This window comes from Butyrivibrio sp. TB, from assembly GCF_900110805.1.
Taxonomy (GTDB): domain Bacteria; phylum Bacillota; class Clostridia; order Lachnospirales; family Lachnospiraceae; genus Butyrivibrio; species Butyrivibrio fibrisolvens_C.
The window spans coordinates 175,374-189,381 of record NZ_FOER01000005.1 but is presented as its reverse complement, the minus strand read 5'-3'; the positions used below and the strand labels follow the sequence as shown (position 1 = coordinate 189,381).

General features: G+C 41.2%; 8 protein-coding genes and 1 tRNA gene. All 9 read left to right on the top strand.

The window, feature by feature from the left end; translation table 11 throughout:
* The coding region (locus BMX21_RS19310) for a MucBP domain-containing protein (RefSeq protein ID WP_177173929.1) at positions 1 to 1,788 on the top strand (1,788 nt) is incomplete at its 5' end.
* A gap of 265 nt (positions 1,789 to 2,053) precedes the next feature.
* A complete protein-coding gene (locus BMX21_RS05085; protein ID WP_092042027.1) occupies positions 2,054 to 3,550 on the top strand; it encodes a carboxypeptidase M32 in 1,497 nt (498 codons plus the stop codon).
* Positions 3,551 to 3,579: 29 nt separating this feature from the next.
* Complete coding sequence (gene mtnA / locus BMX21_RS05080) at positions 3,580 to 4,671, top strand: S-methyl-5-thioribose-1-phosphate isomerase (RefSeq protein WP_092042025.1); 1,092 nt, start codon at positions 3,580 to 3,582, stop codon at positions 4,669 to 4,671.
* Between the two features lie 244 nt (positions 4,672 to 4,915).
* Positions 4,916 to 7,540 carry a DUF342 domain-containing protein gene (locus tag BMX21_RS05075; protein ID WP_092042022.1) on the top strand — a complete coding sequence of 875 codons (2,625 nt, stop codon included), beginning with the start codon at positions 4,916 to 4,918 and terminating at the stop codon, positions 7,538 to 7,540.
* Between the two features lie 24 nt (positions 7,541 to 7,564).
* A complete protein-coding gene (locus BMX21_RS05070; protein ID WP_242952876.1) occupies positions 7,565 to 8,767 on the top strand; it encodes an HD domain-containing phosphohydrolase in 1,203 nt (400 codons plus the stop codon).
* Between the two features lie 367 nt (positions 8,768 to 9,134).
* Positions 9,135 to 9,208, top strand: a tRNA-Arg gene (locus BMX21_RS05065).
* 422 nt (positions 9,209 to 9,630) lie between these two features.
* The gene (locus tag BMX21_RS05060) at positions 9,631 to 10,575 is read left to right on the top strand and encodes an ABC transporter permease (protein ID WP_022755075.1); all 945 of its coding nucleotides are present in this window, start codon (positions 9,631 to 9,633) and stop codon (positions 10,573 to 10,575) included.
* Between the two features lie 19 nt (positions 10,576 to 10,594).
* The gene (locus BMX21_RS05055) at positions 10,595 to 11,509 is read left to right on the top strand and encodes a carbohydrate ABC transporter permease (protein ID WP_022755076.1); all 915 of its coding nucleotides are present in this window, start codon (positions 10,595 to 10,597) and stop codon (positions 11,507 to 11,509) included.
* Positions 11,510 to 11,601: 92 nt separating this feature from the next.
* On the top strand, positions 11,602 to 13,224 hold the full coding sequence (locus BMX21_RS05050; protein ID WP_092042019.1) for an ABC transporter substrate-binding protein: 1,623 nt from the start codon (positions 11,602 to 11,604) through the stop codon (positions 13,222 to 13,224).
* Positions 13,225 to 14,008 lie beyond the last annotated feature (784 nt).

The following is a 14,008-nucleotide window of genomic DNA, read 5'->3' as shown; positions in this document are numbered from 1 at the left end:
ACATTTGACAACACAGTAGAAGGAACAGTAGAAAGCGGAGAGATCGAAGCAGACGGAAGTCTTGTACTAAAACTGTACTATACAAGAAATACAGATACAGAATACAAGGTAGAGCACTATCTGCAGGATCTGGATCTCAACGGATATACACTTAAGGATACAGAAGAACTTACAGGAACAACCGGAGCAACTGTAACAGCAACAGCAAAGACATACGAAGGATTCACATTTGACAACACAGTAGAAGGAACAGTAGAAAGCGGAGAGATTAAAGGAGACGGAAGTCTTGTACTTAAGCTGTATTACACAAGAAATACAGATACAGGATACAAGGTAGAACACTATCTCCAGAATCTTGAAGACGAGGACTTCACTCTCAAAGAGACAGAAGAACTTACAGGAACAACCGGAGCAACTGTAACAGCAACACCAAGGACATACACTGGATTCACATTTGATTCAACAGTAGAAGGAACCAAAGAATCTGGCGAGATAGAAGGAGACGGAAGCCTAGTACTTAAACTATACTACGTAAAAGCTAATAACCTTAAGTACACAGTTCACTATTATCTGGAAAATACAACAGTATCTCTTGAAAAAGATAAAGTATTTGACAAAGCTGTATTTGGTAAGACATATGAAGAAGAAGCAGCAGATATTTCTGGATATGAACTAATAGGTGATGAAACTCAGACAGTATCCTTTGAACAGACGACAGAAGATCAGGAGATTACTTTCTACTACAGATTGATTCCAGTAACATTAGTAGTAGATCTTACAGCTGATGATAAGAGCGATACAGTAATGTATGATGCAACAGAGCATACAATTATTGATACTTTCACTCTTACAGCTGATGATCCGGCTAACACAGTAACAGCATCTGGTGAAGATTTCATAATCACTGTTAATGAAAGAGATTATAAATTAACAGGCCTGAAACTTTCAGGTGGAACCGGAACAGATGTTGATACTTACCCAGTAGCTATTGATGGACAGTATCAGGTAGTAACAACTATTGATGATCAGGAAGTTGACATGACAAGCAGCTTCACAGTAGTTCTTCCTGAAGATGCAGCTCTTACAATTACACCTGCATATGTAACATTAACTTCGGGTACATCTTCAAAGACTTATGATGGTACAGCATTAACTAATCCAGAGGTTACGCAGGAAGGTACTTATTATGAGAGAGATGGAGAACTTACCTGGAACGTAACAGGAACACAGACAGCAGTTGGATCATCACCTAACTACTTTACAATTCTTATAAATGGTGATGCAGTTCCGCTTACTCCTACTCCAGCTCAAGAAGACATAACTCCAGTTGAGGAAGAGGAACAAGAACCGATACAGCCAATACAGGAAGCAAGGAATGAAGTGGTTACACATCATGGAAGACAGTATGGCGATTTCGATGAGATTATTGAGACACATAACTACATTATCCGTTTGGTATACGGTACGCTTACTGTAACAGATCCCGGAACACCTACACCTCCTCCAACACCACCTACACCGCCTACACCACCTACACCTCCGACATTCACCATCGATCCTACACCTGCACCTGCGGCAGCAGCTCCTGTAGCAACACCTGCAGTACTTGGTGCAACAAGAGACGAAGAGATAATCGCTCCTGAAGAACCCGCAGTTCTTGGTGAAAGCAGAACAAGACAGACCGGTGATGAAAGTCAGATACCTGCAAGAATCCTTCTTATGATGATCTGCGCAGGCGCAATAGTAACAATAATGATGATTGGCAGAAAGAAGGAAGAAGAGCAGTAATAAGTAACTAAAGTTAAGAATTATAGTTAAGTAATTCTCTCACACAAGAAGCCGGCGGTGCGAATACGCATCGCCGGCTTCTATTTACGATTACTCTTTCTATATCACTTTTACATAGGTATAATATGACGTAAGGGCCAACATTTTTTGTTAGGACTATCTTTTGACAAAATGTGAGTTATTGCCCTGCAGAGTGCGAATTAAGAAGCGCATGATGTTTTTTTCGGATGCACACAGTATTATAACTAAAGAGAGGATTATTCATATGACAACAAATGAAATGATAGACAAGTACAAGGAATGGGTCTTCAAATGTTCAGCATACAACATGGCCTTAGCGTTAATAGGCTTTGACAAGCAGACAATAGCTCCATCTGCGGGCGAGGAGTACAGGGATGAAAGGACAGCCTTTTTAAGCGGCGAGCTCTTTTCCATAGAGACAGATCCCGAGATGATGGAGATCATGAAGACTTTGAAGGATGATGATTCCATAGATCCTGATATCAAGAAGGCTGCGCAGCTTTACTATGACAATATGTTAAAAACAGTCTGCATCCCCAAAGATGAGTTTGTAAGCTGGCAGAAGCTCACCAATGAGTCCTTCAACAACTGGCGTAGAGCCAAGGACGCCGATGACTACTCTATCTTCGAACCTTATCTTAAGAAAGTCATAGAGGGAAGCAAGAAGCTCTACGAGTACCGTGGCAAGGATATGCCTATATATGATCAGATGCTGGATGACTTTGAACCCGGCATGAACAGGGACAAGTATGACGCCTTTTTTGATGCACTCAAGGAGCGCCTTGTACCGCTTATCAAGAAGGTAGCAGATAAGGGCGGCATAGACGACTCTTTCCTTTATAAAAAATGCGATATAGATGCCCAGAAGAAGTTCATGGAACACCTTCTTGACTACCTTGCCTATGACAAGAGCTGGGGTTATCAGAACGAGACTGAGCACCCCTTCACAGACTGGGTATGTGAGAATGACTGCCGTACTACCACCAAGTATCTTGAGGACAATATGGTATCAGCCATATTCTCAACGATCCACGAATGCGGTCATGCATGGTATGAGCACAATATTGATCCGAAGTATGACGGAATGATCCTGTCCAACGGCGTATCAAGCGGTATGCATGAGTCTCAGTCAAGACTTTGTGAGAACTATCTGGGAAGGTCCAAGGCTTTCTGGGAGGCCAATTATGATAAGCTTACCGAGTGCTTCCCCGATCTTCTTGGAGACGTGAGCCTTGATGACTTCATAAAAGCAGTCAATGTCAGCACACCTTCACTTGTTCGTACAGAAGCAGATGAGCTTACATATCCTATGCATATCCTGATAAGGTATGAGATAGAAAAAGGACTTTTTGATGGCACTATTTCAACAGAAGGCCTTGATAAGACCTGGGCTGACAAGTATGAAGAGTACCTTGGCATAAGACCTGAGCATGCAAGAGACGGTATCCTGCAGGATGTACATTGGTCTGACGCTTCCTTTGGATATTTCCCGACATATGCTCTTGGTTCAGCCTTTGCAGCCCAGTTCATGGATTCTATGCGAAAAGACATAGATGTAGATTCATACCTAAGAGAGGGCAGATATGCTGAGATTGAAGGATGGCTTCGTGAGCACATCCACAGATACGGCTGCAGATATAATGCAGATGAGATCATGTTAAAGGCTACAGGCAAGCCCTTTGATGTAAACTACTACCTTGACTATCTTGAGGATAAATATACAAAGCTCTATAACTTATAAAGAAATATATCAAACAAAGGAAAAATATCATGAAAAGTATACTTGATTACGAAACAGTCGCTCTTGCAGATGAGCGTGATGCCATCGTTATTATAGACCAGACCCTCCTTCCGGGGCAGACCAAACTTATAGACTTAAAGACTGGAGAAGAGATCTGGAACGCCATATACCTTCTTCAGGTAAGAGGAGCTCCTGCTATTGGCGTATGCGCAGGTTTTGGCATTTATATTCTTATGAAGCATTCCAAGGCTTCTGGTGAAGAAGAGTTCCTTTCAGAACTTAAGAAGAACAAGGACTATCTTAATAGCTCCCGCCCGACAGCTGTTAACCTTTCCTGGGCGCTTGAACGCATGGAGCATAAAGTTATTTCTTTTATCGAAGAAGAGAAAAGAGCCGGAAGATCTTTTGACAAAGAATCTGTTATAAAAGTCATGCATGACGAATCCGAAGCTATCAAGGCAGAGGATATAGATGTGTGCAGAAGGATTGGAGAAAATGGCCTTACACTCCTAAAAAAAGGTGATGGTATCCTTACACACTGCAATGCAGGCCAGCTTGCAACCTGTAAGTACGGAACAGCAACAGCTCCTATATACCTCGGACATGAAAGAGGATATGATTTTCATGTATACTGCGATGAGACAAGACCCCTTTTGCAGGGAGCACGTCTTACAGCCTATGAGCTACATTCGGCAGGGATAGATACAACACTTATCTGCGACAATATGTCAGCTTCTATTATGAAGGCAGGTAAGATTCAGGCTATATTCGTAGGATGTGACAGAGTAGCTGCTAATGGAGATGCGGCCAACAAGATAGGTACAAGCGTTGTTGCAACTGTTGCAAAGCACTACGGCATACCTTTCTATGTATGCGCTCCTACATCGACTATAGACATGAACACTTTTACAGGTGATGACATTGTCATTGAGCAAAGAAAACCTGAAGAAGTGACGGATATGTGGTACAAAGAGCGCATGGCTCCTGAAGGTGTCAAGGTATACAATCCTGCTTTTGATGTAACAGACAACTCACTCATAAGTGGAATCGTAACAGAATATGGCGTCCTTAGAGCTCCGTATGATAAGGCCATTAAAGAAATGTTCGAACAAAATAAATAATAGACTTAAACTTCCTGCTTGGCTGGTGCCATGACCGAGAAAAACTTGTTAAGAGAGAAGTTTGAGCAATAGATAAGGATCCCCGCACCAGGCAACTTATGAAGCCTGATGCGGGGATTTTGTATCAGTTAATAAAACTTAATTAAAATCCGATATAAGGATATAGCAAGGATTATGTTTAGATAATTGTATATTTACCGGAAACAGGTTGTAGAAGTTATCACCATTCGAGGATGAGCCCGTAATGGATAAAGAGAGATTGCCTAGAGATCTTACAACTGAAGAGTTTTATAAAAATTATTTAGGTGCCGCAGGTCAAGAAGGAGATGATGATCCAAATCCTGCGGATTCTGTAGATGCGCCGCAAGATAGCGAGGAAGACGAGCAGATCAAGACGCAGAAAGCCTTGGAAGAGGTTCAGGCTATCGAGTATGAAAAGGAGCTTTCGTTATGCGAAAAGCTAGGCGGTGACCTTGACAATATAAGAAGCAAGAAGCTTGACTATAACCAGCTGGTAGAAGTTCGCAAAGGCCTTGAATCAGGGGTCGATGTTTCCAGATATATGAATTCGTCCATGCCTTGGATGCTCATGGAAGAACTGCGCCTTGAGATGGAGCAGAATATTGATATGACCAAATTCAGGAAAGATGGTTATGACTTATCTCAGATCTATGAGATCCGGCAGGGACTATACAATGGCATCAATGCAGCTGAGTATATAAAAAAAGACTACCTGGGCCCACAGATGAGGCAGATAAGACTTGGACTTGAAGCAGGTCTTCCCATAGTCTTTTACAAAGATCCTTTATATGATGCTGAGCAGATGCAGGAGATAAGATTAGGGCTCGTTGATAATATTGATATATCATCATATGCCAAATTTACTATCCCGGCGATGAAGATGCGGGAAGCAAGAGAATGCATGAAATCCGGCCTTAATCTTACAACAGAAGAGATAAAGAACAACTCTGCAGGCGTCCTTCGTGCCATGAAGCATGCCCATACCAGCCAGATAGACATTTCAGAATATGTCAGGCAAGGCTATGATGAAGACCAGCTTGAGCAGATTATAGCAGCCAGAGAAGAGCATCTTGATGATTTTGACAAATATCTCAATGTCGAGATAAGAGGCGAGAATCTTCGTGAGATCAGAATAGGTCTCAAGGAAGGTCTGGACGTATCCTTATATGCAGATCATGAATTCAACTGGCACCAGATGAGAGAGATAAGAAAAGGGCTTGAAAACCGCATTGATGTAAGCGTATATGCTAAGCCCTTGTATCAGCCAAGGCAGATGCACGAGATCAGGAAGGGACTTGAAGCTGGTATAGATGTATCCAAATATTCCAGCATGATCAATTCTGCAATGGATATGAAGACTATAAGACTTCGCCTTCAAAAGGGTGAGGACGCCGGTGTTGCTAACTCCATAAGCCTTCGCCTTGAAGATGATATAGAACGAAGAGACGGACATATAGCCGAAGAGACTTCCCCATCCTCCAGCAAATATAAAGCATTTGATGGAACCGAAAAAGAAAAGAGGCATTTCCTCCAGATGACACCTGACGGTCTGAAGGCGTATCTGACCCTGCCAAGACTTAAGAGCGGGCGTTTGTATACTTTGGATTTTGTCTTAGAGCTTCTTGCCAAAGCGAATATTACATTTGGTATCAAAAAAGATGTTATCAAAGACATGATAACCAATGAGAAGTATGAAGAGAAGAAACTTATAGCAGAAGGTTATGGCCCTACTTTTGGTAAAGACGGCTACTACGAATTCTTTTTCGATAGAAAAATTCCTACAGATATCGAGTATACTCAGGACGGATCAGCCAATTTTGATAATGTCAGGTACTTCGCAACTGTTAATGTCGGAGATAAGCTTGCAGTATACCATCCGGCAATTCATGGATCTGACGGCAAGACTATCAAGAATATCACACTCCCCGGCAAGAATGGCCGAGACCTTCCCATTATCAAAGGGCGAGGTTTTATGATCATGCCCGACCATAAGACTTTCTGTGCGACTGTATCAGGCGCTGTAAGATTTACTGACGGAGAGATGATCATAAGCCCTCTAAAAGTCGTAGAAAGTACCAGAAAGCCACTGAACGTTGATTTTGTAGGTACAGTATGGGTTAAGGGAGAAGTCCCTTCCAGGTCTGTTATAAGGGCCAAAGGCGACGTTATCATAGATGGATATGCAGAAGGTACGACTATCGAAGCAGACGGAGATATAGTCTTTAGAAGCGGCTGTAATGGTCTTGAAGATATGGCCAAAATCTCTGCAGGCGGCAATATATATGCAAGATACCTTCAGAATCTTAATATCACGACCCATAAATCGATCTTTTGTAACGGCATCGTCAATTGCAAGGCGGATGTCAGAGGAAGTGTCATGGTCTTTGGCGAAGAGGGATCCATAATAGGCGGAGATGTAGCAACTCAGATGGGTGTAAGTGCTGCAAGGATAGGAAGCGAAAGCGATATCAGGACTATCGTAAGAGTAGGAGTTACGTCCGAGCTTTTATACAATTTTAATGAGGACAAAAAAGCTATAGACAGAACCAAAGCAGAACTTGAAACTCTGTACAAAGAGCAAAAACGCATAGTAACCGCCAATGTAAACTCCAGAGAGCAGCTCCAGTGGAAGATCAAGATTAACATGGCCGTTAGCACTAAGGAAAAAGAGCTTATGAGCTATGAGGAAAAAATGACAATGATGACCGAGCAGATGAATAAAGTAAGAGGAGCCAGCATCACCGCAAGAAGCATAATCTATGCCGGAGTCCTTCTTATAATCGATGGCAAACAGCTTGAAATCAATACTACCAGAGAAGAAAAGGGCGGAATTATATACAAGAAGTAGAGAGCATTTAGAATAAAAGTATCGTTGGATTACAAGAAGAATAATACAGGTGATGATATGGCTGAAGAGAGAACCGAGAGTAAAACTACAATTCTCATAGTTGATGACTCCGAGATCAATCGCGATGTCCTTAAAGAGATATTCAAGGACGATTATACGATCCTGGAAGCTGATAATGGCAAGGCAGCGATAGATATGGTAGTCAAAAGCAGGGCATTCCTTGCAGCTATCCTTCTGGACATAAATATGCCCGAGATGGATGGCTTTGCTGTGCTTACAGAGATAGGTAAAGTCAAGCTTTTGGACAAGATTCCTGTTATCATGATAACCAGCGACACCTCTGCAGAGACAGAGAGAAGATGTTATGAACAAGGTGTCGCTGATGTTATATGTAAGCCTTTTGAACCACTTATAGTTAAACAGAAGGTCAGTAGATCCATAGAACTTGTCCTTTCAAAAAGACATCTCGAAGAACAGATAACTTCACAGACCAAGCTCCTTCGCGCCCAGTACCAGCAGCTTCAAAAGCAGCAGGAGATACTTAAGAAAAATAATGCGCTGATCGTTGAAAAGATCTGCACTATAGTTGAGTTCCGTAACCTTGAGTCAGGATATCATCTAAGGCGTATCCATGACTTTGTATCTATACTTGGTAGATACATCATGAATATGTATCCTGAGTACAGCCTTACACAGTATCAGGTTGATGTAATGGCAGATGCTTCTGCAATGCATGATATAGGCAAGATAACAATCCCTGATACTATACTTCTAAAACCCGGACGACTTACAAGAGATGAATTTGAAGTTATGAAATCACATACTACAAGAGGATGTGATATTATCAGAATGCTTTCGGATATTCAGGACAAGGATTACTATGAATACAGCTATGATATATGCAGACACCATCATGAGAAGTATGATGGCAACGGATATCCTGACGGACTAAAAGGAGAAGACATCTCCATAGCAGCCCAGCTTACAGGCCTTGCGGATGTATACGATGCTCTTATCAGCGAAAGAGTCTATAAGGCAGCGTATTCTATGGACAAAGCATTTGGAATGATCGTTAACGGTGAATGCGGCGTGTTCAACCCCAAACTTATAAACTGCTTCAGGCAGGCCAAACTGGAGATGAACAATGCCTTCTTGAAGACCAAGATGAAAGAAAAAGAAGAGATGAAGGCACTCCACGGAGAAGATGATGATTATGACGATGATTAAGCGTAAGTTGTAGACGTTTATAATAAACAAGGCAACGATCTCTGACTACGTGATAAATTTGAAAGATCTGACTGAGTAAAGGTAATCTACGTCAAAAGATCTGATAGGGAAAAGTGATCTACGTCAAAAGATCTGATAGGGAAAAGTGATCTACTGATAAATAAGGTGTCCATATCTGGCTGTGCGATAGGTTTGAAGATGCTTGTGTTTCAGGAGATATACTGATAACTATGGACATAATAGAGATAACAAAAATGCAATAAAACGATTTTTGAAAAAAATCGGAAAAATAGTTGACAAAACTATTAGGGTGTTATATTATTATATCCGTTGCTGATGCAAACACAGCGACGAACTAAATAAATATGTGAGTGTAGCTCAGCTGGATAGAGCGTCTGGCTACGGACCAGAAGGTCGCGAGTTCGAATCTTGTCACTCACATCCTAAAGCAGATTTCTTTGGAAATCTGCTTTTATTTTGCATATTTTTAAAATACTTTAGAGAAACCGAAAACGTTTACGCATGTTTTTCGGTTACAAATGCGATCTTTTCGAACGCTAAGAACAGTGATTATGCGGCGTTTACGCATAATTAACGAAAAAGCGTTCCTGGAAACTCTTCATTATAATCCCGATAGTTAGTTTACGAAAAAAAGAACATATAGCATATGGCACAAAAAACAGAGGTATTTTTCGGTAAAAATCAAGTAAATTGCCTATTAAGTGTAAAAAATGTATTGCATTTTTAGGTAAAGTGATGTATATTGAAATTACGAAAACGATTAAGTAAAAATCAAAGCAAAGGTTTTCGAAAAGTCTATACCTAAATCTACAGGTTTTAATTTAAAAGAGGGGGATTATGAAATGAGTTCTAAACCTAAAACCACCGAACTAAGTGGAAAAAACGATGGATTCTGGCATAACGTCTTCAAACATCATGCCTATCTTGTCCTCGCGCTTCCGGCAGTACTTATATTATTCTTCTTTAATTATGTTCCTATGGCAGGTCTTGTTCTTGCCTTCAAGTCTTACGATTATACAAAGGGTATCTGGCTCAGCCCCTGGAACGGAATCGATAATTTCAAATTCCTTCTCCAGTCCAAAAATGATTTCATAAGAATTACAAGAAATACACTTTTATATTATGTAGTATTTACAGCACTTGGACAGTTCCTCAATGTTGTTCTTGCTATTGCAATCGATCAGTTCGCATTCAAGAGACTTGGTAAGACAATGCAGACTGTTATGATCATCCCGGTATTCGTATCATATGCAGCTGTACAGTTCATAGTTATGGCTTACCTCAGCTCAGGAACAGGTATCATCAATAACCTTCTTGGAGGTTCGATCCCATTCTACAGAAGCCCTAAGTACTGGCCATACATCCTTACAATAGTTAAGATGTGGAACGGCGTAGGTTATGGATCGGTTCTTTATATGTCAGTACTTGCAGGTATCGACACTTCACTTTATGAAGCAGCTTCAATTGATGGTGCAAGTAAGTGGCAGCAGATCAGGCACGTAACACTACCTTCACTTGTACCTATGATCACAGTAATGCTCCTTCTGTCAGTCGGCGGAATCATGCATTCAGATACAGGTCTTTTCTATCAGGTAACCAGAAATACAGGTATTCTTTATGAGACCACACAGGTTATTGACTCTTACGTACTTAATGCGATCATGAAGAATTCTAACTTCGGATTTACGGCTGCAACTACATTCTTCCAGTCTATAGTAGGACTTTTACTCATGCTACTGGCTAACGGAATAGTTAAAAAGATTGCACCTGAGGATTCATTGTTCTAATTAGAAGGGGAGGATAGAAATGGCTAAAACTAAAACATTAAAAAGTGCAAGAAAGCCCGGAATCGGGCAGTACATACTGTGTCTGTTCCTACTTTTGTACACGGTATTTTGTGCACTTCCAATCTTACTTGTAATTATTTCAGCATTCACTTCAGAAAAAGAAATCGGTGAGACAGGATTTACATATCTTCCTAAACAGTGGTCCTTCTCAGGTATGAATGCAGTTTTAAGATATGGTGAGCAGCTTCGTACATCATACGGAATCACAATCTTCATCACACTTGTAGGAACACTTGGCGGACTTCTTGTAATGAGTATGTTTGCATATTCACTTTCAAGACCTGACTTTAGACTTAGAAAGTTCTTCTCCGTATATCTTCTTATACCGATGCTCTTTAACGGCGGACAGCTTTCTAACTACATCATCTTTACATCACAGTATCACCTCAAGGACAGTCTTCTTCTTCTGATCCTGCCACTGTGTGTGACAACTATGAACGTAATCATCTTAAGAACATACATCCAGAACAGTATTCCTGAAGAGCTTATGGATGCTGCAAGAATTGATGGAGCAGGAGAGTATAGAACGTTCTTCCAGATTACTCTTCCTCTTATGAAACCTTCACTTGCAGCAGTTGGTTTCATGATGGCTACCGCATACTGGAATGACTGGCAGAACGCATATCTGTATATTGAAACCAATGCTAAGAAACCACTTCAGCTTCTTCTTATCAACATTCAGAAGTCGATTGAGACAATGCTCAATAACAAGAACATCCCATCAGCAGTTCTACAGGCTATGGGCGGTTCAATACCGAAGTATTCAGCAACAATGGCAACAGTTATCGTAGTTATAGGACCTGTTATCATCGCATATCCTTTCTTCCAGAAATACTTTGTAAAGGGTCTTACAGTAGGTTCGGTAAAGGGCTGATAAATAGGTTGATAAATAGGTTGTTTAGGGATGCAGTATTCCCTGAATATAAATAGTAATCAAATAAAATTTATTTAAAGAGGGAGGTTTTTATGAGAAGAAATGAATTAACAAAAAGAGCGCTTGCATGTGCATTCTCTGCCACAATGGCAACAATGATGCTCGCAGGTTGCTCAAACGCAGGCACAGGTACAGATGGTGATGCTACAGACACAGGCGCTGATCAGACTACTTCAACAGGATCAGAAACAGGTACTGATACAGGTTCAAGCGAAACTGCTAGTACTGGCGATGGCACTGTCATCAGACTCTACAGATGTACATACAATACAGGATCTGTAGACGAAAATGAAGTTCAGGCAGTAGAAGATGCTATCAATGCTCGCCTTGGTGAACTTGGTGCTACATACACAATCGATATTCATGACATCATGAACGGTGAGTATGGCGATAAGGCTAACATGGCACTTGCAGGCGGAGAGGTTGATCTTCTCTGGACAGCTAACTGGTGGTCAACAATCGGTACTAACGACCTTTACAACTCAAATGCTGCATATGATCTTACAGATCTTCTTCCAGGTACAACACTTTGGAACTCAATGCCTGAGTGGTTCTGGGAGTCAGCTCGTTACGATGGCAAGGATATGTTCGTTCCTATATACAAGGAAGGTGCTGAAGGCTACATGATCAAGATGCTTGATTCTAATGTAGAAGCTATCGGCGAAGATCCTGAAGAAATTGTTAAGGCTATTGAAGGTGAGAAGGATACATATTCTCGTCTTAAAGCTCTTGAGCCATACATGGATGAAGCTCTTGATGCAGGCATCACATATCCATTCATCTTTGCTAACACACCTATGTTCTACAGATTCTACCTTGATAAGTTTGATTTCGTAGACAACTCTCTTATGTCACAGATCGGCGTTGATCAGGAGACAAATGAACTCGTTGATACAATCCTTACAGATGAGTACCTTGAGTACTGCACACTTATCGCTGAGTGGGGTGAGAAGGGTTATATCAATGTTGATGATGAACTTGGTGGAGTAGTTACAACTCAGACAGCTCAGACACAGGATTGGCTGTTCAACTGGTGGACAGCAGTTCCTAACAACGAAGAGTCTGAAGGTCGTGATGGTAACCAGGCTGAGCACTTCGCACAGGTTACACAGAACTGGGGCCGTTCAACAACAACTCTTGGATCTTGCTTCGCAGTATCAGCTCAGGCTTCACCTGAAGTTGCAGCAGCTTGCGTAGATTTCCTTGGATATCTCTACACAGATAACACAATAGCTAACCTTTATACATACGGTATCGAAGGTACAGATTATGTTCTTACAGATGGTCTTGTAGACAGAACATCCGGAACAGCTACATACAACCACAGCCCTTGGGAGTCAACATCTGTTAAGGCTGTAACACTTGAAGTTGGTGAGCCTTCTGATAAGGTAGATCTTTATGACACATTCAACAACAGCGCATCAGGAACAGTTGCTAACGGATTCCGTTTCGATCACAGCTCAGTAGATGCTCAGTATTCAGCTTGTGTAAACCTCTTCTCAGAGATGGGTCAGTCTCTTGAGATGGGCGCTTACGGTTCAGATCAGGTAGCAGACAAGATCGCTGAGTACCAGCAGAAACTTGACGATGCTGGATATCAGGACGTACTTGCAGAAGCTCAGAAGCAGTATGAAGCTTGGAAGGCTGCAAACTAATAAGTCCTCTTAGACTATAGTCTATAAAATACCTAAAACCAAAGAGAAAGGCTGTCGCATCCCTGCGGCAGCCTTTCTTACAATTGTGATTAGTCCGTCCAGATTTGCTGGTACATTGAATCTCAAGGGACAGTGCAGGCGAGGATAGTTTATAAAGAATTCTCGCATGTTGAGCGTGTTATAATTCATGGCATGATATCTGATAATTTATATTCCAGGGTCCGAAACTCGCTTCGCTCAGACATGCGGACCCTAAGAGGAATATAAATTCTCATCTATCAAGCTCATGAATTTAATAACACGTTCAAAAAGCGATAATTCTTTATAAACTATCCTCACCTGCAATGCCCCTTGAGATTCAATGTACCAGCAAATCTGTACTACGTTATAGCAAATTATAAGTTTTGAACTCTGTTGTTACAAAAATATCGCGAAAAACTTCATTTGGACTATTTACTTAAAATATTCTACATTAGTTGCAGTAATGCAAAAAATATACTTGTGAATTTCTATTTTTCAGCTCTCAAAACTTGCTTTGCGCATCGAGTACATACAGAGAGTATGCTAAATATGCTTCGCTTTCATCTGGAAAAAATGTGTAGGCACAGCAGTATCATCAAAGGATTTGCAGGGAGACATTGGCAATAGGTGGACGGATTTGTTGGCAGTGGCAGGGGATAAGCCTTTTAGGAATCTTTGAGAGTTTTATAAAATTCAAGAGCTTGATAGATGGAGATTTATATTCCGCATAGGGTCCGCATGTCTGAGCGAAGCGAGTTTCGGA

Excerpts from the sequence above, each read along its gene's own strand:
- BMX21_RS05085 (WP_092042027.1), top strand. The coding sequence starts at position 2,054 with ATGACAACAAATGAAATGATAGACAAGTACAAGGAATGGGTCTTCAAA.
- mtnA (WP_092042025.1), top strand. The coding sequence starts at position 3,580 with ATGAAAAGTATACTTGATTACGAAACAGTCGCTCTTGCAGATGAGCGT.
- BMX21_RS05075 (WP_092042022.1), top strand. The coding sequence starts at position 4,916 with ATGGATAAAGAGAGATTGCCTAGAGATCTTACAACTGAAGAGTTTTAT.
- BMX21_RS05060 (WP_022755075.1), top strand. The coding sequence starts at position 9,631 with ATGAGTTCTAAACCTAAAACCACCGAACTAAGTGGAAAAAACGATGGA.
- BMX21_RS05055 (WP_022755076.1), top strand. The coding sequence starts at position 10,595 with ATGGCTAAAACTAAAACATTAAAAAGTGCAAGAAAGCCCGGAATCGGG.
- BMX21_RS05050 (WP_092042019.1), top strand. The coding sequence starts at position 11,602 with ATGAGAAGAAATGAATTAACAAAAAGAGCGCTTGCATGTGCATTCTCT.